The sequence below is a fragment of the Streptomyces sp. CA-142005 genome, assembly GCF_050942335.1.
Lineage (GTDB): Bacteria > Actinomycetota > Actinomycetes > Streptomycetales > Streptomycetaceae > Streptomyces.
The window spans coordinates 454,491-473,314 of record NZ_CP192078.1 but is presented as its reverse complement, the minus strand read 5'-3'; the positions used below and the strand labels follow the sequence as shown (position 1 = coordinate 473,314).

The following is an 18,824-nucleotide window of genomic DNA, read 5'->3' as shown; positions in this document are numbered from 1 at the left end:
CGGCCCTGCTCAGCCAACAAGCCAGGACGCCACAGCGAGGACGGCGAAGACGATCAGGACAGGGCCCATGGGCAGACCACGGTCGCGGGGCGAGACCAGCTCCGTGGGCCGCAGTTCAGGATGCGCGTGCAGGGCGGTCACCTCCTCGACCATGCGGACGTACGAAGGACACAGGCCAAGCCGCAGTTCCGCCTTCGGCCAGCCCAGACCGGTGAGTTCCCAGATGCTGCCGTCCCGCAGGGTTATCCGCACATCCCCGCCCGCCGTGTAACGCGCCCCTCGCAGCCTCTCCCAGGTGACATGGCGCACTCGCCACGGGCCTGTCAGCCAGAGGCCCGATCTGTCGGCAGTGACCCGCCAGTTGAGCTGGTTGGCTGCCGACCCGGCCAGTGCCGGCATGCCTGCGAGCAGCAGGACCTTCCAGCCGAATCCTTCGGTCACCAGCAGATCAACGACGAAGGTGCAGGCCGCCAATAGGCACAACGCCCATACCACGCTGCCTGTGCGTGCAAAGGCGCTCGGTCCCCAGCGCCGAGGCTGCCCCGTCGGGGCCAAAGCAAGCGCCACGCCATCCATCGTGGACGGGGCTGCGGGCGCGGTGTCCGTCTCCTCGGCTGACAGCACCGGCCCCTTGCCGGGCCGAGGCAGCCTGATGGGACCGACCGTGTGGATCACGACTGGTCGGAAGGCCCGGTCAGTGGTGGCGAGGGCAAGTTCGCCGCCCTCGTACGGAACACCGAACATGACGGCTTCGTGCAGCCGCGTGTCGATGGTGAACAACTCGTCTTCGTCTACGCCGGCGTCATCATCGGACGCCGTCTCGTCCTGATCCACGTCCGGCGGACGCGCTGTGAAACGGCCGCTGAAGAGTGGCGTACCGCCGGTGTCGTCATCGCCCGCGTAGACCCAGATACGTCCGTGATCGTCGCTGCGTTCCCATACGCGCAGGGCCGGCACCGGGGCACGGCCCAGGGCGGCGGCGCGGCGCCGGGCCAGAAGGCCGGTGAGGAGCATGGAGGAACCGGGCAGACCGTCGGCCAGGATCAGCAGCTGCCAGCCGAAGGCGTCGTAGGGCTCGGTGGCCAGGCGCCGCCACGTCCCGTCCTCCAGCACGGTGACGGTCTCGCCGACGCGGTAGTCCTGCGGGTAGGACACGCCGAGGGTCAGACGCCGGGCGTCGTCGGTGCGCACCCGAACCGACTCCTCTCCCCGGCTGAGCACCCGCGCGCTGGTGCGTGTGGCACCGTCCGCACGGCGCTGATCCGCGCTGATGCCGTCGAGGGCCTGGACGACGGCGAAACCGGCCACCCCGATGAGCAGCAGCCCGGCAGTGATCGGGATCGTCCCGCGCCGCAGTGGGGAGACGGGGCCTGGCAGTGGGCAGCGGATACCAGCCGTGCGTGCTGCTGCGGCGGCGCGCTGGCGGCGACGGGCGGCAAGCCGCTCCGCGGCCGCTGCCCAGCCGAAAGCCAGGGCCAGCAGTACGGAGAGGTTGGCGGCCAATGCCATCGGCCCGGCGCCCGGCAGTTCCAGCCACGTCACAAGTGCCGCAAGAGCAGGGGCGGCCATCAGCGTCACTTCAGGTAGCCGGGGGAGCCAGTAGAGAAGGCCGACGGCCAAGCCCATCTCGGCCATGCCCAGCCAGTCAGCACCGCACGGGCTGTCATCACCGCACGGCTGATCTGGCGTCGCCACGTTCGCCCACACCACGGTGATCAGCAGGGCCGACACCGACCAGAGCGGCCGCGCCCAGGCTCCGCGGCGGGCACGCGTCCATGCGGCGGCGTCTTCGGTGGACCAGGTGGGCGTACCTGCCGGGACGGAGTCGGCGGCAATCAGAACAGGTGTATCGGGCACTCGGGGAGTATGCGGGAACGGACGCCGTCTCGGCACTGCCGGTGTACGGCAATGTTCCAGGACGTGGGAGTGCTGAAGCACAACCACATACCGGGAACGCTGCCGGATGGCGCGTCCTGGATTCCTGACCGGTTGCGCAGCAGCAGCATCGCGGCGTCGTCTTTGAGAGGACCGTTGACGTGCTGGAGCGGGTCTTGGCTCAGGGCTTCCAGCGTGGCCTCGGGGTCGTGCTCCTGTCGTCGGTATAGAGCGGCAGCTGGTCGCTGGGGAGAGCCGGCGAAGTAGGGCGCCGGCTCGGCGGTGCCGTGGGAGCCCAGGGCGAGTGGCAGTGCATGGGAGTCCGGTTCGGCAGATCCACGGTGCCGACGGCACGCAGCGGCATCGGGCGGGATGGATGGCCGAAGTTGAGGAAAGTCACCTGATGGGCGCTCACCTCCGCGAGGACGGCGGTGACGCACTTCTCGCCGTCCAGCTGCCGGTCGAGGGAGCAGGCCGGTGTGCGTCCCACTTGCACGAGGTCCACTGCGTCGGGGGCCGCCTCGCGGAATGCCCCGAGAATCGGGGCCGTGGTCTCCACCGCCTCCAGGCCTCGCCCTGGACGTCATCGACGATCACCTGTCCAGCTCGGCCTCGCACTTGCGGCGCACGGACACGGCCACCAGTCCCGCGACCGTGACGCCGAGAACCGAAGCGAGGATCACGGCGCCGCGCTCGGCATGCTGGACATGTCGTCGTCGTACGAGGCCCGCGCGAGGCAGAGCAGCAGTGATACCCCGCCGATGCACGCGGTGCGCTTCCACTCGCCGTCCAGCAGGGCGAACGCCGGGCCCACCACCAGCGGCAGAAAGCCCACGCTAGGGCTGTCAGTCTCCCTCTGGCACCGGACCACGGGGCGCATGATCGCAGACGTATCCGTTGCTCACTGTCAAGAAGCGCCAGAGCGCACAGAAACCTCAAGCCAAACGATGCAAGGCGAGGGATCGATGTGTGAGGCGCCCGAACCATCCGTGCAGATGCGGACACAGTGGACCGGATGCAGGAAAGCCCGTGTGTGTCTCCCGAGTCATCGCCGCGAAAAAGAGCCGCCCCTGCCGGGACTGTGCCGTCGTGCTCCACCGGTGGTCTGGATGGAGGGCGAGCAAGGAGTGCAGGCTTTCGCGCCCCAGACCCTGTCGCTGCCAGTCCTCGCTGACCCAGATGTCGAGGATCCGGCCTGTGCGGCAATCCGCACACACCCGGAAACGCAGCCGGGCCACCGTCTGCCGGCCGGTATCGAAGTGGACAATCTCCAGGGGCCGGTCCAGGCGCCGGGAAATGACCCCCTCGGGGCAGGAAGCCGTACCGTCGTATGCGCTGCTGCTCCGGACCCAGGTCATCCTCGTTCGCTCCGGCTCAAAGCGGGCTGTGTCTTCTCCAAAGGGCGCGTCGCCGCATCCTTGCACGGCTGCCTTTACCGGGCTATGGCTATTTCTTGATCCACAGGAGCCCGCCCCTCACAAGACAGCAGGATCGTCTCCGGTGCAGCCTCGCCTCCGGCCCGGGCCACCGCGGTTGCTCAGCCAGATCGCCGCCAGTCTTGTCAGACTGGCCAGCTCGGCGCCTATGCGTAGGATGTGCGGGCGTCGGCGCCGCTCGCCCATGCTGCCGACCCGTGATCCTTCGCGACAGAGAAACCTCCCTTGCCGCACGGGTCACACTTGACTCACATGACTTCGATGTCGGAGTCCCAGACGCGATGATCTTGCCGTCGTGGCGCCAGGTGAGTTCGGCGGCACCGGCTCATCAGTGCCGGTCAAGGTAAATGTCGCTGTCCGTCCGGGCGGACCGTGACGGTTGCCGGGCGGTATGGAGTGCTATGCGATCGTCAAAGCGTGCCGGGGCGGCGGCGTATGAAGGCGCGAGTACGGGTCAACCCCACCCCGAATCACAACGACTGCCTGAAAGTACCGGGTGGGGGTCTGTGACGAACGGTCCCTCCGGGCCGATCGCTGACCCTCGTGTTGTCTCGGTACCGTTGTCACCGTCAACGGTGACGTCACCTCATCGGCTCCTCACGACCCCGGATCGATACGCTTCCGTCCGGAGGCGGGTGATCACTGCAGTGGTTTTCGGCGCCGGTGGTGTCATCTGGGCAGCTCTCGGCATGTGGTTGGTCTGGCGCCAACGCCGTCGGCACGCCAGCACCCTTGCGGGCTGGGGCGGGCTGGTCCTCGCAGTAGCCGAGTTGATTCGCGCAGTAGGCTCGTTGGCCGGAGACCGCCAGCCACTCGGCCTCATCATCTCCTTGTGTTTTGCAGCAGTTGCCATCACAGGCTGCCTTCTGATGGCGCGGGGCTCGGACACGCCCGGGAACGGCCATGGCGGCCGGAAGCTGCCGCCGATCCAGCCATGAACGGTGGACGGCCGTCCACGGGCGCTGCACGTACGCCTTGCCGCTGCACGCACCTGACCTCCTGACTCTCCACACGTGCGACGCGCGGCTTGACTACCGTCAAGGGCAGAAGCCCAGACGGAAGGAGACTCCGTGACCAGACCCGCTCCGCGCGCCGCCGCTGTCCTGTACGCGATATCAGCGACCTGCGCGGCCATAGGTGCTCTGCTGTGGATTCGCGACCAGACCAGCGAGCCCCCCAGGGTCTACCGGGACTTCCTTGCGGCCGATGTCTACACCCCGTCGGCCTGGCGAGTGTGGTCACGGGCAGTGCCCGAGGACCGTCTTGGCCTCTACCTGATTGCGGCGGGGCTGGTGCTGGCTGTGGCGGCGCGCTTGATCTCTGTCCGACGGGGCTGATCAGCGCCTGGAGATGGCGGTCCTGCGCTGCAGCCGAAGAGATCGGCCGTCGGGCACGCAGCGTATGACTCCGCCGGTATGACTCGAATCTGGCTGCTCGGCCGGAAGCCTCCAGGCAGACGAGCGGTAGGGCCGCTGGTCGTTCTCCTCGCAGCAGGCGACGTTGCGCCGACTGGACAAGGCGTTCGCCGCGTTCTTGCGCCGCGTCAGTAACGGGGAGAAGCCTGGTTACCCGTGCTTCAAGGGAGTCGGCCGCTTCGGCACCGTCACGTTCCCGAAGGACGGTGACGGTTGCCGCTGGGACTCCTCCTCTGACGACCGGCACCAGCGGTCAGTGTGAGGGGGCGAGGACACAGAACTCGTGGCCCTCCGGGTCGGTCAGACACGTCCACGGGACGTCGCCCTGGCCGAGGTCGAGGTCGGTGGCGCCGAGGGCCCGCAACCGGGCCACCTCCGCTGCTTTGTCGTCACCGGGGTACGGCAGCAGGTCGAGATGGACGCGGTCCGGCGCAGTCTTCACGTCTGGCGTGCGGGAAAACTCGAGATACGGGCCGACGCCCTTGGCGGAGCGCCACACCGCGTGGTCGTCGGTCACCTCGTGCAGAGTCCAGTCCATCGCCTCACCCCAGAACCGGGCCATGACCCGCGGATCCGCGCAGTCGACCACCACCCGGGCGATCGGCCCGGTGTCCCGGTAGATATCCCGAGGCTCCAGCACGCAGAACTCGTTGCCCTCCGGGTCGGCGAGGACCCTCCACGGCACTTTGCCCTGGCCCACGTCGGCGAGCGTCGCTCCGAGAGACTGGAGGTGCGCGATCAACTCCGCCTGATGGGCTGCAGATGTGGTGGCGAGATCGAGGTGCAGACGATTCTTCGCTGTCGTCTTCGGTTCCGGGACAGGAACGATGTCGATGCCGACGACGACCGGGTCCGGCCAGACGAGTCCGCCTCCGGGTCCGACGTAGGTGGTCGCGCCGGGGCTGTAGGCGCTCCAGGCGAGCGCCTCCGCCCAGAACCGGCCGACCGCCGAGTGATCAAGAGCCTTTATGTTCACCATGACGGGTCGCAGTGCCATGCCGGCGATCCTATGCACCCGCTCTGCGACGACGCAGGCACCGTCGCCAAGCAGAGATCAACTCGCTCACGAGCCCCAATGCTCAGCTCGCCAACCAGCGTCGGTTGCGAAAGTGGATCAAGGTCGTGGATGATCACTGGTCCGTGAAACGTGGTTCTCTGGCGAACGCCCAGTGGGACCGGCTGGAGCCGTTGCTGCCGGTGGGCAAGAAGCCGGGCCGCCCACGGACCTGGACCCGTCGGCGGCTGATCGACGGCATACGGCGGGGGACCCGGACCGGGGGGCTGGGGCGCGGTTGACAACGGGTGTGAGGTCGTACCGCGCGACCTCGGTCAGCGGCTCGAACGGCGCGTCGATGCCGTACGGCTTGGCCCGCCAGCCCCACATCGCGGCGAGCGCGGGGTCCTGGCGCAGGCTCTCCTCGATATAGCCATCGAAGGTCTCACGGTCGCCGTACTCTCACAGGGCGCGCAGGTCCGGGCGCAGGTTGTGCCACCAGCTGTCCACCACGCGGACTACGCCGGATCGGCGACCGCGGCGGCGATCCGGTGCTCGAAGGCAAGTGCGCGCGGGACCCAGTAACCGGCCTGGCTGATGCCGGCCAGCACGATCCGCCGGGGATCGACGTCGGACGGGCGAGGAGGACGTCCACGACGGGCGTGACGACGTTCTCCCAGTCGGGCCGGAAGGGCACCCCGTGTGCGAAGAGCATCGACTGCTGACCCGGGCCGTCGAACAACAGGGCGCGGAAGCCGCGTGCCACCGCCGGCGCGCCGAGCAGCGTCAAGGCGGAACTTTCCGGGCCGTCGCCGCCGTTGTTGACGATCAGCGTCGGCAGCGGTCCGGAGGCGTCTTGCGGGCTGACGAGATAGCCGGGCAGGGACGTGTCCTTGTACGGGATCGAGACCGGCTCGGCCGGGGGCAGGCTGCCGAAGCCCATGTAGAAGACCGGCGCGAAGAAGCAGCCGGCCAAGACGGCCACGGGGAAGAAGACGGCCGTGAAGAGCACGACGGACCGGAAGCCGAAGAGTGCCTGAGGTGCGGCAGGCGTAGGGGTATCCCCCACCCGCCCGAAGGCGTTGGATGACGCGCCTGCCGCACCCAGGAGCCTACCTACACGCCGGGGGCGTTATCGGCTCCGCTGCGCAGCCTCCCTGGCGGCCACCAGCTGCTGCTCGACCAGGGCGGAAAGAGGGAGCCGCAATACCGGAGGTCATCAAGGCTGGGTGAACCGTAGGTGTCGTCGTTCGGCCAATTCCTCCGCGCTCACCACCGTCAGAACGGGGGTACCTGGCGGCGCGAACATGGTCACCACCAGCTCCGACTGCGCGTCCGGGAGGTTGTTGGCGCCCAGGTAGTGGATCACGTCGCCCCCGGGCTCGAAAAGGGCGTCACCGGCCTTGAGAACTCGGGGTGGCTGCCCTTCCAGCTCGAAGAGGATCTCGCCCTGGGTCACGTAGCCGAAGAGCGGCCCGGGGTGCCGGTGCGGCGGCGCGCCGGGGTCACCTGGCGCCAGGGTGACCCGGACGGTCCTGGCCTCGGAGCCTGCCAGTATCCCGGCCGTCGCCTCCGGCAGGGTAGCGATCACCTCAACGCCTGGGGGCAGGTTTGCGTGCTCAGCACTCATGTGTTTGTTCCAATCAGGAAGTGTTCACAACGAAGACAAGACGGCCTCCCGGTCTGTGACAGCCCTACGTTCCGAACCGGCCCACGGCCACCGCACTGTTCGCCAAGCCCGGTATCCCACCAGCAGCTCTTGAATGCCAATGCGTCGGGCAGCTATGAGGAGGTGGCTGAGCACGGCTGGCTGCTGTTCGGTGTGCTGCGTCCTCACCATCGCCAGGCGGTGGAGATGGTGGCCCGGCAGGGCCTGGTGGAGCCGGCCGAACGGGAGATGCGTGCGGAGGTCTGCTGCGGGCAACCCTGGCGTGGACAGGCCAGCGGCCGTACGCGCAGGTCGTTGACGACCTGGCGGCCGTTGATCGGCGCGTCCGCCACTGTCCGGTGGTGATGCCCGTGCACATTCGCGCAGCCGTCCGCCACGTCCTCGATGACCACCACTGAAAGCCCAAAGGGACCCTCCCACAAGGGAGTTGATATCCATCGCACGATCCTGACCTCGGGTGCAGGAAAATACGGCCTCGGTGTCCCGGTCAGCCGATGGGTCGGTGATGCCGGTGAGCTCGTTTTGACAGGACGGCGATAGGGGCCAGCCAGGGAACTACGGACTGCTGCCAGGGCATTGGTTTTCCGGCGTCGGAACACGTGTGTCAGACTCCGCATCTTCCTTGGCCCTCTGGGGTGCCTGCTGCGGTCGCGCGGGAGGGCGTAGGCCATGGCCCGGGAAAACGTGAAGGACGAGGTCATCGATCTGCGGTCGGCGGGGGCGGACCTGGGCAAGCGGATCTTGCTTGCCTCTGTGCGGACTCCGAACCTCCAACGGGCGGGAAACGGGACGCTGGAGACGGAACGCTTCGTCACCACTCGCAGCGCGGCCCTGCGGCTGCTGGCCTGGCTGCAGGAGCGATGTGTCGAGATCGTGGTCATGGGGGCGACGTCGGACTACTGGCGCGCGGTCTACTACCTGCTGCAGTCGCAACCCAGCCTGACCTGCGAACTGCACGTCATCTTCGTGCCAGACCCGCCCGATGGCGCTCCCGATCCGTACTCATGGCGCTGCGACGGGAGCGAAGCGCGCTCGAGGGCAGGTGGAGAGCCAACCCGCCGGATGAGGCGTGACATGGCGTTGTTTGGCGTCAGGTCACAATCGCCGGCGCCGCTTCCACACGCGGCAGGACATGTCCGATACTGCCGCCACGCAGGGGACGGCCGAGGGGGGAACCAGTGGGAGCTGGGCGGGTCAGACGACTGACGGCATGCGGCGTGTTCTTCCTCGCCCTCGTCGGCTGTACCAACGGGGGCAACGGACAGGGCGCACGCGGTCCCGTCGTTCCGGTCCGCTCATCGGTTCCGTCGGCGCCGACGGCGGTCGCGGGTCCAGCCCGTCCAGTGGGGGCGGCAGCGAAGCTCGGGCCGGGGGACAGCGCCCTGGCCAAGCTGCTCAACACGGCGACCCTCCCCGGTGAGAGCCCCAGACCGTCTCAGGAGGCGGTGGTGGTCGTCCACCGGGGCCGCAAGGGCTCCAGGGTCTTCGGGTGGATCTCGGGCGACAGCTACTGCCTCGGCCACAGCTACCAGAGTTCATACGAGATCATCTGCCGCCCCTACGACGACACCGCCGGCCCCTCCGCGTCCGGGGCGGACTACGCCACCGTGCGAACTGTCGGCCGGCTGGGCATATTCGCCGACCGCCTGCCGATGTCGCAAGACGCGCCCATCCAGTACTACTACAGGCTTGCCGTGATCCTTGATGACGCCGGCCCGTTCCGCCTCACCGGCGACGACCACCGTGGCGTCCTGTACCAGGCCAGAGCCGTTATGCAACCGGGCCGCGCGGTCACATTCGTGCAGTGGGGTTACCGCGGCAACGTCGGCCTCGGCATCGAGATACCGCGGCACGCAAGAGTCTGCAGCGCCTCGAGCCACCGTTGCATCGACGACTGACGGCTCGGAACCATATGGCGGCACCCGGCCCGCAGCGGCAAGGCGGTCACTGCCGTGCCGGGCGCGGCGATGAGGGCCGCATCGAACCCTCGTTGTGCTCGTGCAGGCCACGCCGGGTCGTGGTAACCGATGACCTCGGCGGCCCCGAGGCTGCGGAGGCACTCCTCGGCGGACGGCGAGGCCGTTGCCGTCACCTCCACGTCGGCGGCCTTCGCCAGCTGGATGGCCAGGGAGCCGGTGCCGCCGCCTCCGTTGGTGATCAGGAGGCGTTGATCTGTGCCGGGGTCCAGCGCCTCGAGGGCCTGCAGTGCGGTGAGGCCGTTGACGGGGAGTGCGGCCGCCGCGGCGGGTTCCAGTTCGTCGGGGACGGGGGCTGTGTGGGCGGCGGCGACAAGGACCTGCTCGGCCCAGAAGCCGCTGCCGCCCGGAAGTGGCGCCTCATGCGCCACCACACGGTCACCGACGGGGATCCCCTGGACATCGGGTCCGATGGCGCGGACCCGGCCGACACCCTCGACGCCCAGCGCGGCGGGGGGACGCAGGCCGACGTCCCAGCCGCCGGTGTTCCGCAGCCTGTCCCACGGCCCCACGCCAGCGGCCTCGACCGCGATGAGTACCTGGCCCGTGCCGGGCGGCGGAGGTTCGGGCAGGTCGAGGAGGGTGACCCCCATCGCCCCGGGCGCGGAGACTCCGCTTGCTTTCACTACTGGTCCCTTCGTCAGATCGGGTCGCCGGGTGGGGTCAGTGCCGTGCAGGCGGCCGCGTCAAGGGCCGGGACTGGAGGCGGGGTGTCGGGTGGCGGTGGTCTATGGCGTCTCCTGATCGTGCTGGTAGGCGGCGAGGAGGAAGAGCCAGATCTCGCTGACGGTGGGGAAGGGGGCGATCGCGTGCCTGAGCCGTTTGAGCGGGACCTCGCCGGCGACCGCGACGGTGGCCGAGTGCAGGAGCTCGCTGACGCCGGGGCCGACGAAGGTCACGCCGAGGAGGACTTCCCGGTCGAGGTCGACGACCAGCCGGGCGTGGCCCTGGTAGCCGTCGGCGTAGAGGTTGGCGCCCTGGGCGGCGTTGAAGTCGAGGTCGACGGTCTTGATGCGGTGCCCGGCGCGCTCGGCCTGTTCGGCGCTCAGGCCCACCGCGGCCGCCTCGGGGTCGCTGAAGAAGACCTGGGGTACGGCGTGCTGGTCGGCGGTGGTGGCGTGGTCGCCCCAGGGCGTGTCGTCCAGAGGGCGGCCGGCGGCGCGGGCGCCGATGGCGTCGCCTGCGGTCCGGCCTTGGTATTTGCCCTGGTGGGTGAGCAGGGCTCGGTGGTTGACGTCGCCGAGGGCATACAGCCAGTGGCCGTCGACACCCCGCACCAGGCAGGTGGTGTCCACGTCCAGCCACGAGCCGGGGGTGAGGCCGACCGTGTCCAGGCCGATATCGTCGGTGGCCGGGGTGCGGCCGGTGGCGACCAGGACCTCGTCGGCCTCCAGCTCGCCGCCGTCGTCGAGGGTGAGGGTGACCGGTCCCTGCGGGTCCGGGCGGCGCAGGGCGGTCACCTGGACGCCGATCCGCACATCCGCGCCCGCCTCGCTCAGTCCCTGGGCGACCAGTTCGCCGGCGAAGGGCTCCATGCGGGGGATCAGCCGGCGGCGGGCGAGCAGGGTGATCTGGGCGCCGAGGCCCTGCCAGAGAGTGGCCATCTCGATGGCGACTCCGCCGCCGCCGATGATGGCGAGGCGGGCGGGCACGGTGCTGGAGTCGGTGCCGTGCCGGTTCGTCCAGGGACGGGCCTCGGCGATGCCCGGGATGTCGGGCAACGCCGGTCGGCTGCCGGTGGCGATGGCCACCGCGTGCCGGGCCGTGAGGGTCTGCCGGGCGCCGTCGTCACGGGTGACGCTGACGCGTCGGGGCCCGTCGAGACGGCCGTGGCCACGGAAGAGGTCGGCTCCGATGGACTTGACGAACAGGGCCTGTCGGGAGTCGTCCCAGTCGGAGACATACCGGTTGCGGCGGGCGAAGACGCCGCCGGTGTCGAGCCGGCCGGTGACGGCCTGCCGGGCACCGTCCACGCGGCGTGCGTCGGCGACCGCGAGGACCGGCCGCAGCAGCGCCTTACTCGGCACGCACGCCCAGTACGAGCATTCACCCCCGACCAGTTCCCGTTCCACGACCGCTACGGAGAGACCGGCGGCACGGGCACGGTCGGCGACGTTCTGCCCGACCGGGCCTGCGCCCAGCACGACCACGTCGTAAGGGACGCCTTCCTGGGTTTCGCGGGTTTCGTGCGGTTCGCTCATGTTCTTGCTCGCATTCCTGGGAGTGCCTGACGACGGTCGAGGCGGTGCTGACGCCGCCCGTCGGGCCTGGCCGTGCCTGGTCGGGAATGCCGGGGGCTCGCCGACCAGGCCAGGGCGCGGCGCGTCGGTCAGCCGTGGGTGTGCGGGGTGACGACCGGCCAATCGTTGTCGGTATCGGCGAGGACATCGAAGTAGTTCGTGAGGATGTTCAACGCCGGATTGCCCGCGACCTCGGCGATCTCGGAGTCGGTGACGCCCGCGGCCCGGGCAGCCTTGAACTGCGTCTCACCGATGTGGCCGCATCCGTGGGCGATGGCGTCGGACAAGGCCGGCAGCGCGGCGGCGTGCGCGTCGACGGACTCGGCGTCGCGGGCGCGCTCCAGTTCCCCGGCGTCGACCATGGCGACGTGCGCCCCTATGGAGGTGTGGGCCGAGAGGCAGTAGGTGCAATTGTTGTACTCCGCGGTGGCAATCGCCAGCCGTTCCCCGACCGGCCGTGATCACGCCCCCGCTCGGCGCGCCGGACAGGGCGAGCCCTCCCTTGACCAGGGCCCGGCTGTTGGCCATGACCTTCGCCATGTTCGGGACGGCACCAAGGGTGGTGCGCACTTCGGCGAGCGCCACGGCGGGCAGACTCCGAGGCCTGAAGGGCTCACTGGGTGACGGCCCAATTCCCTGCCGCCCGCAACGAGCCGGAAGCGCATCGGTGCGCTGTCCGGGTGATGTAACCGCGAGGTGTCCGCTGCTCATCGCACTCTGGTCATACGGCTCACGAAGAGCGGTCATAAGCGCGGCCTTCGGGCCCCAGACACGTGACCGACCGGCGTGCGGGCGGCGCTGCGCCTGTCGCGGGCCTGGACCGCACGGTGCGGCGGCGCCGTGGACCGCACTGCGCGGTGCCGCCGCTTATAGGGGGCCTCGTATCCACCTATGGCCGAGAAGGAATCGCCGGAAAGGCCGGGCGCTTTCATCCGTGTCACCTCACGAACGAGGAGACGGGACAACGGACGCGGCACACCCGAACGTCTGATTTACTCCCCAATTCGATGCATAAGGATGGCCCTCATGGGTTCTCTTGATCTGGCTGGACGCGTGGCCCTGGTGACCGGAGCGACCAGCGGTATCGGCGCCGCCACTGCGGCGCTGCTCGCCGAGCGAGGCGCGCACGTGCTGGTCGCGGGGCGTGATGTGTCCCGGGGCGAGGGCACGGTCGCCGCCATCCGTGAGCGGGGCGGCAAGGCCGATTTCGTCGCCGCCGATCTGCGCGAGGCGGAGTCGGTGCGGCGCCTGGCCCGGGAAGCCGCCAGGCTGGGCGGCGGCGGGGTGGACATCCTCGTCAACAACGCCGGTATCTTCCCGTTCGGTCCGACGGAGGAGGCGTCACCCAGCGACGTGGACGCCGTCTACGACCTGAACGTGAAGGCGCCGTTCTACCTGGTGGCGGAGCTTGCACCGGCGATGGCCCAGCGCGGCCACGGCGCGATCGTGAACGTCAGCACCATGGTCGCCGAGTACGGCGTCGCGGGGATGGCGCTCTACGGCTCCAGCAAGGCGGCATTGAACCTGCTGACCAAGGCGTGGGCAGCCGAGTTCGGCCCGCGCGGGGTGCGGGTCAACGCCGTGGAGCCCGGTCCGACCCGCACGGAGGGCACCGCCGGCATGGGCGACGGCCTCGACGCCCTCGCCGCCCAGGCGCCCGCAAGGCGGCCGGCCGCACCGGAGGAGATCGCCGAGGCGATCGCCTACCTGGCGAGCGACGCGGCGGGCTTCGTCCACGGAGCGGTGCTGCCCGTCGACGGCGGCCGTACGGCCGTCTGACGCGCACCGACTGTCCTACGGGGGCGCCGGCCTCTACCGCCCGGTGCCCCCGTAGCGCATACCGTGCTCGGGGCGGGACTCAGGCGCTCGCCGACCGGTCGAGCGCGGCGATGAACCGGCCGAGGTCACGGCGGCGCGAGTCGGTCGGCCACACTACCCAGGTGCGCCGCACCAGTGGGTGCCCGACCAGCGGCGACCAGGTCACGCGGGTGGGCAGCGGCTGCTGCCAGCCAGGCGGAGCCAGCGCGAAGGCCCGTCCGGAGGCAACCGCTGCCAGCTTCACGTCGGCGATCAGCGCCTGCCCCTTAGGGGCCTCCGGGCCGAGGTCGAGGCCGTGGCCGCGCAGGATCGCGGTCAGCTCGTCGTACCATGCGGGGCTACCGGAACGCGGGAATCCGACCCACTGCAGTCCGACCAGCGCGTCGAGCGCGATGCCGTCGGGTCCAGCGAGTTCGGCTGCCTGCTCCGCGGCCAGCAGCACCCCCAGCCTCTCCCGCACCACGAGCAGCGCGTCGAATTCCGGACCCGACGGCCGCTCCCGGAGAAAGCCGACATCGAGCTCCCCGGATTGCAGCGCCGCCAGCTGCTCCGCCGTGGACAGATGCCGGGCCTGCACCCGCGTGTCCGGATGCGCCCCGGAAAGCTCGGCCAACGCCGGATCCAGCAGTCCGGAGGGCAGCTCCAGCGGGATCCCGATCCACAGCGCCCCGCCACCCGGGCCGGTGTACTGGGCCATCGCCCGCAGCGCCTGATCATGCCGGGCCAGCACCGCACGCGCCTCCCCGAGCAGGGCCGTCCCCGCCTCGGTGGCCCGCACCCCGGCGGTGCCGCGCACCAGCAGCTTCACCCCCAACTGCCGTTCAAGCCCGCTGACCGTCTGAGACAGGGCCGGCTGACTCACATGCAGCCGCCGCGCCGCCGCCGACAGCCCGCCCTCCTCCACCACCGCCACGAATGCCCGCAACTCCCGCAACTCCATTCCCCCATGCCACCACGCCGTCCGCGGTGTGTCACACCGCGCATGCTCGGCGGGTTCATCGACGGGTACGTCAGCTCGCGTTGGGCCCACCCTTGTCGATTCGGGGCTTCTCCGCGTTCGCTTCTTCGCCGCGTCGTCGAGGCTGATTCTCGTGAGCAGTCTGACGATGTTCGGCGGCACGTTCCTGCTGCCGCTGTACTACCAGCAGGTTCGGCACGAGGGCACGATCGGCGCCGGCCTTTCGCTTGCTCCGCAGGACTTCGGTCTTCTCCTGGCCCCCGGGACAGGCGGTCTCACCGACAAGATCGGGACGCGCCCCATCCCGACTCGGGGCCGGAACCGAACCCGCACGCGGGGCCCAGCTGCACGCTTACGGTGTGAACCCGCGCTTGCGTACCGGAGCCGACGCCGGTTGACGAACCGGACGGCGACGGCCCGCTCTGGTGTCGATCGTGCTTCCGTCCAGCGCGACTCAGGCGAAGCCGGGTTGATCCGGCATTGGTGCGCCGAGCTCAGGTCGTCAGTTCGTAGCCTGTTTCTTCGACCGCGGAGCGTACGTCCATGACGTTCAGGGTCTGTTGCTGGCCGCGACGACCCTTCCACTGTCGATGTCCTCCGTCACGGAGCTGACCCCTAGGATGCTGATCTCCTCGGTGACGGATGCCGCGCAGTGTGCGCAGACCATGCCCGTGACGGTGTAGCCGGCCTCGGTCACGCCGACCCCTTCTCACTGCTGTCGTGGGCAGGCACCGTGCGGGTGCCCATGTGCGCCCGGCGCATGCGGCCGTCGGCGGTGAAGTGACCGAAGAAGTGCACCTCGGTGGCGAGGTCCTTGCCTCGCTGGGTGGCGTGCAGAGTGTAGCGGGCGGCGATCTTGCGAACGTCATCTCGTTGCCGGGCGTGTGGCTCTCGGGCTGGTTGAAGTAGGCCCGGTCGTTGTCGGAGCCGACCGGCTTGGTCAGGGCGCCGGCGAAGCCGCGCCGCTTGAGGTGGTAGCCGCCGAGAGCCCCGACTGTCCGTTGCCTATGACCACTACGCTCACGCGTCGGCCTGCCTGCTCGGATCCGGCCTGCCCCCTTTCCTCTGCGGGTGCGTCAATGTGCATCGGCCCGGTCACCCCCTCGCGGGGGTGCGCTTCCGCCGGTGGCGAGTCGCATGAGGTCGGTGGTGAAATCCACACCGTCGAGGGGCCGTTGCGCCTGTGTGGCGTTGCCGCCGAACTGGTGTTGGTAGTTGCCCCAGTTGTTGTTGGCGATCTGCCGGCCGGCTCCGCTCAGCAGCATGACGGAGAGTTCTTGCGCGGCTCGGGCGATGCGCTTGCCAAGGTCGGTCGATGCCCAGTCCTCGGGTGCGGAGTACAGGGAGGTGGGCACCGGGATGGTGCGGAGGAATCCGAACAGCGGCCGGAGCTGGTCGTCGACGACCATGGCGTGTCGAGCGCTCCCGCCTGTCGCGGCGAGGACGACCGGTTTGGCGATGAGCAGGTCGTTGTCGATCAAGTCGGCGAACGACTTGAACAGGCCGCTGATCCCCGCCTTGTAGACCGGAGTGGCGGCGATGACCGCGTCGGCCCCGGCGAGCGACTCCATGGCCGTCTGCACCTTCGGGTTGAGCATGCCGGAGACGATGCCCTGCGCGATGTCGATGGCCAGAGGTCCGAGATCGATCGCACGAACGGTCGCTGTCGTGCCCGACGCCTCTAGGGTGTCGACCGTCTTCTGGGCGATGCGGTCGGCAAGCAGCCGGGTCGAGGACGGATCGCCGACGCCGGCGTTGACGATGGCGATCGTAAACGAAGTCACGGCGGGGGTGAGGTCGTTCATGTGGTATCCCTCGTGGGTGCTTTCGGGTGATGGGCGGCGGCGACCAGCGCGCGACCGAGCTCGCGGAGCGTCTCCAGCTGTTCGCGGGTCAGGGCCCGGGTCATAGCGGTGGTGACGTGCCGCGCATGTGCGCGGCCGAGGCGCCGTTGGACCTCACGGCCTTCGGCGGTGAGGACGATGCGGCAGGCGCGGGCGTCGTCGGGATCGGGCCGTCGTTCGACGAGGCCCCGCTTCTCCATGCGGGCGACGAGCCGGGACACCCCTGCCTGGGTGAGCAGGGCGTCGTCGATCAGGTCGGTGATCCGCAGGCCGTCCTTCGCTCCGGCCAGCGCGTAGAGCACGCCGTACTCGCGTGGCGGGAAGCCACCCCAGTCGCCCTCGTACTCGAACTCTCGCGCGAGGGTCGCCTGGGCCCGGAACATCGCCTCCCAGGCCTCGTTCGCCAGTCGGCTGACGCCGGTCATCAGAACGCCGCCGGGAAGCCGGCTTCGACGGCCGGGTCGCTGTCCTGGTACGGCGAGGTGCCAGACAGGTTGTCGCCCCGGTTCGGGTTCGGCCGCGGCTGACGCGGCTCGGCGTCGCCGTACTTCGCCCTGACCAGGGAAGCGTGCGTCGGAGCGTCTGGGACACCGGGCTTGCGGCGGGCCGCCATTTCCTTGCGCAGCACGGGCACCACCTCAGTGCCCAGCAGTTCGATCTGTTCCAACGCCATGTCGAGGGGCAGGCCGAGGGCGTCGACCGAGAAGAGCTGGCGTTGGTAGTCCCCGAAGCCCTCCTGGAAGGTGAGGACCTTCTCGATCACCTCCTGCGGGCTGCCGACGGTCAGCGGCGTGCCCGCCATGTAGTCCTCCAGCTTCGAGCCGCGGAAGACTGGGTAGTTCTCGAAATAGGGCCGATAGGTGTTGACCGCGTCCTGGGAGCGCGTGGCGACGAACGCCTGGCCGCCCAGTCCGACGATGGCCTGCTCGGCGGTGCCATGGCCGTAGTGCTCGTACCGTCGCCGGTAGAGTTCGACGATCGGCTTGAAATGGAAGTTCGGGGCCAGGATGTGGTTGGCGAAGAACCCGTTGCCGTAGTACGCCGCCTGTTCGGCTGTCTCAGGGCTGCGGATCGAGCCGTGCCACACGAACGGCGGGACGTCGTCCAGCGGGCGTGGGGTGGAGGTGAAGCCTTGCAGCGGGGTGCGGAACCTTCCTTCCCAGTCGACCACGTCCTCGCGCCATAGCCGGTGAAGCAGGTTGTAGTTCTCCAGGGCGAGGGGGACACCCTGTCGGATGTCCTTGCCGAACCAGGGATACACGGGCACGGTGTTGCCGCGTCCGAGCATCAGGTCCAGCCGCCCCTTGGCGACGTGCTGCACCATCGCGTAGTCCTCGGCGATCTTGACCGGGTCATTGGTCGTGATCAGGGTCACCGCGGTACTCAGGATGATCCGGTCCGTCAGCGCCGCGATGTGGGCGAGGAGGGCCGGCGGCGAGGACATCACGAACGGTGGATTGTGGTGCTCGCCCAGCGCGAAGACATCGAGGCCCACCTCGTCGGCCCGCCGGGCGATCTTGATCAGGTTGCTGATCCGCTCCGCCTCGCTCTGGGTGTGTCCCGTGGTCGGGTCGGGCGAGATGTCACCGACCCCGAAGATGCCGAACTGCATGTCGCGCTCCTTGCTGTTACATGACTTCGCATGTATCCAAACAACATGATTCCGCATGCATTCCCCGAACTGCTCGCCGTGGTTGTGATCCCGGTCATAGTCCGTACGTCAGCTCGGGGGTGTTTCAACTTTGCGTCGCTGGAGGGAGCGCGTGACGAGCGGTACCACCCCGGGGGCCGTGAAGAACACCCGCCCGGCCCGGGAAGGGTTTCCGGCTGCCGGCGAGGAGTACCGCACGTGCTTGGCCGAAGGGGGCTGACCTGCCCTGGAGCGGTTCGCAAAGTTCGTCGACGCTTGGGGCAGGAAGCGTCCTTCGATCGTGAAACTGTGGGAGAACGCCTGGGAGAGGTTCACTCTGGTCGGTCAAGGCGCGGATCCGGCGAGCGGTCAAGGCCCGCGGACGCTTCCCGAACGAGCAGGCCGCGTTGAGTGTGTCTACCTTTGATCTTGGCCAGTGCGCCGCCCTTCAGGGCGGTGGCCGTCTCGAGCCCGCTCTGACCCGCACGTGAGCACGGGTCGGCACTGTATGCCTCAGCCCACGGGGCGCTGCTGCCGTTCGATGTACTGCTGTACGACGGTCAGCGGCGCCCCGCCGCAGCTTCCGGCGAAGTACGAGCCGGACCAGAAGCGTCCGCCCCACAGGTACCGGCGCACGTGCGCGTCGTACTCCCTGCGCAGCAGCCGGGCAGAGACGCCCTTGAGGGAGTTGACCAGCTTGGAGAGCTGGACCTTGGGAGGGTAGTGCACGAGCAGGTGGACATGGTCCTGTTCGCCGTTGAACTGCTTCAGCTCGGCTTCGAAGTCGGTGCACACCTCTCGCATGATCTTCTCGCAGCGCGTCAGCATCTCGTCGGTGGTCGCCTTGCGCCGGTACTTGGTGGCGAACACCAAGTGGACGTGAAGGTTGTAGACGACGTGGCGTCCGGTCCTGACATCGGGATTATGGTTCCAGCCTGGTGACATAGGCCCACTGTTAGTCTGGTGATC

Annotated in this window: 21 protein-coding genes and 2 pseudogenes; 7 read left to right on the top strand and 16 right to left on the bottom strand. The window is 69.1% G+C overall.

Features of this window, described 5'->3' with window-relative positions; all coding sequences use genetic code 11:
- Positions 1 to 9: 9 nt before the first annotated feature.
- The 4 genes from ACQPXS_RS02475 to ACQPXS_RS02460 form a co-directional block, all read right to left on the bottom strand.
- Positions 10 to 1,731 (bottom strand): hypothetical protein, encoded by a 1,722-nt coding sequence (locus tag ACQPXS_RS02475; protein ID WP_433446465.1) that lies wholly within the window; start codon positions 1,729 to 1,731, stop codon positions 10 to 12.
- Between the two features lie 325 nt (positions 1,732 to 2,056).
- On the bottom strand, positions 2,057 to 2,443 hold the full coding sequence (locus ACQPXS_RS02470) for a hypothetical protein (protein WP_433455670.1): 387 nt from the start codon (positions 2,441 to 2,443) through the stop codon (positions 2,057 to 2,059).
- Between the two features lie 111 nt (positions 2,444 to 2,554).
- On the bottom strand, positions 2,555 to 2,710 hold the full coding sequence (locus ACQPXS_RS02465; RefSeq protein ID WP_433446463.1) for a hypothetical protein: 156 nt from the start codon (positions 2,708 to 2,710) through the stop codon (positions 2,555 to 2,557).
- 100 nt (positions 2,711 to 2,810) lie between these two features.
- Complete coding sequence (locus tag ACQPXS_RS02460) at positions 2,811 to 3,233, bottom strand: GNAT family N-acetyltransferase (protein ID WP_433446461.1); 423 nt, start codon at positions 3,231 to 3,233, stop codon at positions 2,811 to 2,813.
- A 1,545-nt stretch (positions 3,234 to 4,778) separates the two neighbouring features.
- Between ACQPXS_RS02460 and ACQPXS_RS02455 the strand changes: the two are divergent.
- Positions 4,779 to 5,074: pseudogene (locus ACQPXS_RS02455) on the top strand (RNA-guided endonuclease TnpB family protein); the annotation flags it as partial.
- On the opposite strand, the gene ACQPXS_RS02450 reads toward ACQPXS_RS02455, so the two are convergent.
- Positions 4,980 to 5,723 (bottom strand): VOC family protein, encoded by a 744-nt coding sequence (locus ACQPXS_RS02450; protein WP_433446459.1) that lies wholly within the window; start codon positions 5,721 to 5,723, stop codon positions 4,980 to 4,982. The pseudogene ACQPXS_RS02455 and the gene ACQPXS_RS02450 overlap by 95 nt on opposite strands.
- Positions 5,724 to 5,866: 143 nt before the next feature.
- Between ACQPXS_RS02450 and ACQPXS_RS02445 the strand changes: the two genes are divergently transcribed.
- Positions 5,867 to 6,022: a transposase gene (locus ACQPXS_RS02445; RefSeq protein WP_433446457.1), complete on the top strand. Its 156-nt coding sequence runs from the start codon at positions 5,867 to 5,869 to the stop codon at positions 6,020 to 6,022.
- Between the two features lie 143 nt (positions 6,023 to 6,165).
- Here the strand turns inward: ACQPXS_RS02445 and ACQPXS_RS02440 are convergent, their stop codons facing one another.
- Together ACQPXS_RS02440 and ACQPXS_RS02435 are read right to left on the bottom strand one after the other, a co-directional pair.
- Complete coding sequence (locus ACQPXS_RS02440; protein ID WP_433446455.1) at positions 6,166 to 6,732, bottom strand: hypothetical protein; 567 nt, start codon at positions 6,730 to 6,732, stop codon at positions 6,166 to 6,168.
- Between the two features lie 207 nt (positions 6,733 to 6,939).
- A complete protein-coding gene (locus tag ACQPXS_RS02435) occupies positions 6,940 to 7,311 on the bottom strand; it encodes a cupin domain-containing protein (protein WP_433446453.1) in 372 nt (123 codons plus the stop codon).
- 201 nt (positions 7,312 to 7,512) lie between these two features.
- Here ACQPXS_RS02435 and ACQPXS_RS02430 point away from each other — a divergent pair, with 201 nt between their 5' ends.
- The 3 genes from ACQPXS_RS02430 to ACQPXS_RS02420 all read left to right on the top strand — a co-directional run bounded on the left by ACQPXS_RS02430 (position 7,513) and on the right by ACQPXS_RS02420 (position 9,287).
- Positions 7,513 to 7,734 carry a hypothetical protein gene (locus ACQPXS_RS02430; RefSeq protein ID WP_433446451.1) on the top strand — a complete coding sequence of 74 codons (222 nt, stop codon included), beginning with the start codon at positions 7,513 to 7,515 and terminating at the stop codon, positions 7,732 to 7,734.
- A 324-nt stretch (positions 7,735 to 8,058) separates the two neighbouring features.
- Positions 8,059 to 8,595, top strand: a complete 537-nt coding sequence (locus ACQPXS_RS02425; protein WP_433446449.1) for a hypothetical protein — start codon at positions 8,059 to 8,061, stop codon at positions 8,593 to 8,595.
- 11 nt (positions 8,596 to 8,606) lie between these two features.
- The gene (locus ACQPXS_RS02420) at positions 8,607 to 9,287 is read left to right on the top strand and encodes a hypothetical protein (RefSeq protein ID WP_433446447.1); all 681 of its coding nucleotides are present in this window, start codon (positions 8,607 to 8,609) and stop codon (positions 9,285 to 9,287) included.
- On the opposite strand, the gene ACQPXS_RS02415 is transcribed toward ACQPXS_RS02420, so the two are convergent.
- The 3 genes from ACQPXS_RS02415 to ACQPXS_RS02405 all read right to left on the bottom strand — a co-directional run bounded on the left by ACQPXS_RS02415 (position 9,200) and on the right by ACQPXS_RS02405 (position 11,967).
- Positions 9,200 to 9,991, bottom strand: a complete 792-nt coding sequence (locus tag ACQPXS_RS02415) for an alcohol dehydrogenase catalytic domain-containing protein (RefSeq protein ID WP_433446445.1) — start codon at positions 9,989 to 9,991, stop codon at positions 9,200 to 9,202. The two genes, ACQPXS_RS02420 and ACQPXS_RS02415, sit on opposite strands and share 88 nt — an antisense overlap.
- A gap of 102 nt (positions 9,992 to 10,093) precedes the next feature.
- Entirely contained in the window at positions 10,094 to 11,566 is a 1,473-nt protein-coding gene (locus tag ACQPXS_RS02410) for a dihydrolipoyl dehydrogenase family protein (protein ID WP_433446443.1), read from the bottom strand.
- Positions 11,567 to 11,694: 128 nt separating this feature from the next.
- Positions 11,695 to 11,967 carry a hypothetical protein gene (locus ACQPXS_RS02405; RefSeq protein WP_433446441.1) on the bottom strand — a complete coding sequence of 91 codons (273 nt, stop codon included), beginning with the start codon at positions 11,965 to 11,967 and terminating at the stop codon, positions 11,695 to 11,697.
- A 664-nt stretch (positions 11,968 to 12,631) separates the two neighbouring features.
- On the opposite strand from ACQPXS_RS02405, the gene ACQPXS_RS02400 reads away from it, so the two are divergent.
- Positions 12,632 to 13,384 carry an SDR family NAD(P)-dependent oxidoreductase gene (locus ACQPXS_RS02400; protein ID WP_433446439.1) on the top strand — a complete coding sequence of 251 codons (753 nt, stop codon included), beginning with the start codon at positions 12,632 to 12,634 and terminating at the stop codon, positions 13,382 to 13,384.
- 79 nt (positions 13,385 to 13,463) lie between these two features.
- Here the strand turns inward: ACQPXS_RS02400 and ACQPXS_RS02395 are convergent, their stop codons facing one another.
- The 5 genes from ACQPXS_RS02395 to ACQPXS_RS02375 all read right to left on the bottom strand — a co-directional run bounded on the left by ACQPXS_RS02395 (position 13,464) and on the right by ACQPXS_RS02375 (position 17,837).
- A complete protein-coding gene (locus tag ACQPXS_RS02395) occupies positions 13,464 to 14,348 on the bottom strand; it encodes a LysR substrate-binding domain-containing protein (RefSeq protein WP_433446437.1) in 885 nt (294 codons plus the stop codon).
- Between the two features lie 583 nt (positions 14,349 to 14,931).
- Positions 14,932 to 15,078, bottom strand: a complete 147-nt coding sequence (locus ACQPXS_RS02390; RefSeq protein ID WP_433446435.1) for a heavy-metal-associated domain-containing protein — start codon at positions 15,076 to 15,078, stop codon at positions 14,932 to 14,934.
- A 379-nt stretch (positions 15,079 to 15,457) separates the two neighbouring features.
- Positions 15,458 to 16,186, bottom strand: a complete 729-nt coding sequence (locus tag ACQPXS_RS02385) for a CE1759 family FMN reductase (RefSeq protein ID WP_433446433.1) — start codon at positions 16,184 to 16,186, stop codon at positions 15,458 to 15,460.
- A complete protein-coding gene (locus tag ACQPXS_RS02380) occupies positions 16,183 to 16,650 on the bottom strand; it encodes a MarR family winged helix-turn-helix transcriptional regulator (protein WP_433446432.1) in 468 nt (155 codons plus the stop codon). The genes ACQPXS_RS02385 and ACQPXS_RS02380 overlap by 4 nt, the downstream gene beginning before the upstream one ends.
- The gene (locus ACQPXS_RS02375) at positions 16,650 to 17,837 is read right to left on the bottom strand and encodes a CE1758 family FMN-dependent luciferase-like monooxygenase (RefSeq protein ID WP_433446430.1); all 1,188 of its coding nucleotides are present in this window, start codon (positions 17,835 to 17,837) and stop codon (positions 16,650 to 16,652) included. The genes ACQPXS_RS02380 and ACQPXS_RS02375 overlap by 1 nt, the downstream gene beginning before the upstream one ends.
- A 262-nt stretch (positions 17,838 to 18,099) precedes the next feature.
- On the opposite strand from ACQPXS_RS02375, the pseudogene ACQPXS_RS02370 reads away from it, so the two are divergent.
- A pseudogene (locus tag ACQPXS_RS02370) lies at positions 18,100 to 18,302 on the top strand (IS256 family transposase); the annotation flags it as partial.
- Positions 18,303 to 18,368: 66 nt separating this feature from the next.
- Here the strand turns inward: ACQPXS_RS02370 and tnpA are convergent.
- Positions 18,369 to 18,800 (bottom strand): IS200/IS605 family transposase, encoded by a 432-nt coding sequence (tnpA, locus tag ACQPXS_RS02365; RefSeq protein ID WP_433446428.1) that lies wholly within the window; start codon positions 18,798 to 18,800, stop codon positions 18,369 to 18,371.
- Positions 18,801 to 18,824: the final 24 nt, after the last annotated feature.

What these genes read in the sequence shown, in the direction of transcription:
- ACQPXS_RS02385 (WP_433446433.1), bottom strand. Translation starts at nt 16,186, where the DNA reads ATGAACGACCTCACCCCCGCCGTGACTTCGTTTACGATCGCCATCGTC.
- ACQPXS_RS02450 (WP_433446459.1), bottom strand. Translation starts at nt 5,723, where the DNA reads ATGGCACTGCGACCCGTCATGGTGAACATAAAGGCTCTTGATCACTCG.
- ACQPXS_RS02410 (WP_433446443.1), bottom strand. Translation starts at nt 11,566, where the DNA reads ATGAGCGAACCGCACGAAACCCGCGAAACCCAGGAAGGCGTCCCTTAC.
- ACQPXS_RS02425 (WP_433446449.1), top strand. Translation starts at nt 8,059, where the DNA reads ATGGCCCGGGAAAACGTGAAGGACGAGGTCATCGATCTGCGGTCGGCG.
- tnpA (WP_433446428.1), bottom strand. Translation starts at nt 18,800, where the DNA reads ATGTCACCAGGCTGGAACCATAATCCCGATGTCAGGACCGGACGCCAC.
- ACQPXS_RS02375 (WP_433446430.1), bottom strand. Translation starts at nt 17,837, where the DNA reads ATGCAGTTCGGCATCTTCGGGGTCGGTGACATCTCGCCCGACCCGACC.
- ACQPXS_RS02460 (WP_433446461.1), bottom strand. Translation starts at nt 3,233, where the DNA reads ATGACCTGGGTCCGGAGCAGCAGCGCATACGACGGTACGGCTTCCTGC.
- ACQPXS_RS02380 (WP_433446432.1), bottom strand. Translation starts at nt 16,650, where the DNA reads ATGACCGGCGTCAGCCGACTGGCGAACGAGGCCTGGGAGGCGATGTTC.
- ACQPXS_RS02400 (WP_433446439.1), top strand. Translation starts at nt 12,632, where the DNA reads ATGGGTTCTCTTGATCTGGCTGGACGCGTGGCCCTGGTGACCGGAGCG.
- ACQPXS_RS02405 (WP_433446441.1), bottom strand. Translation starts at nt 11,967, where the DNA reads ATGGTCGACGCCGGGGAACTGGAGCGCGCCCGCGACGCCGAGTCCGTC.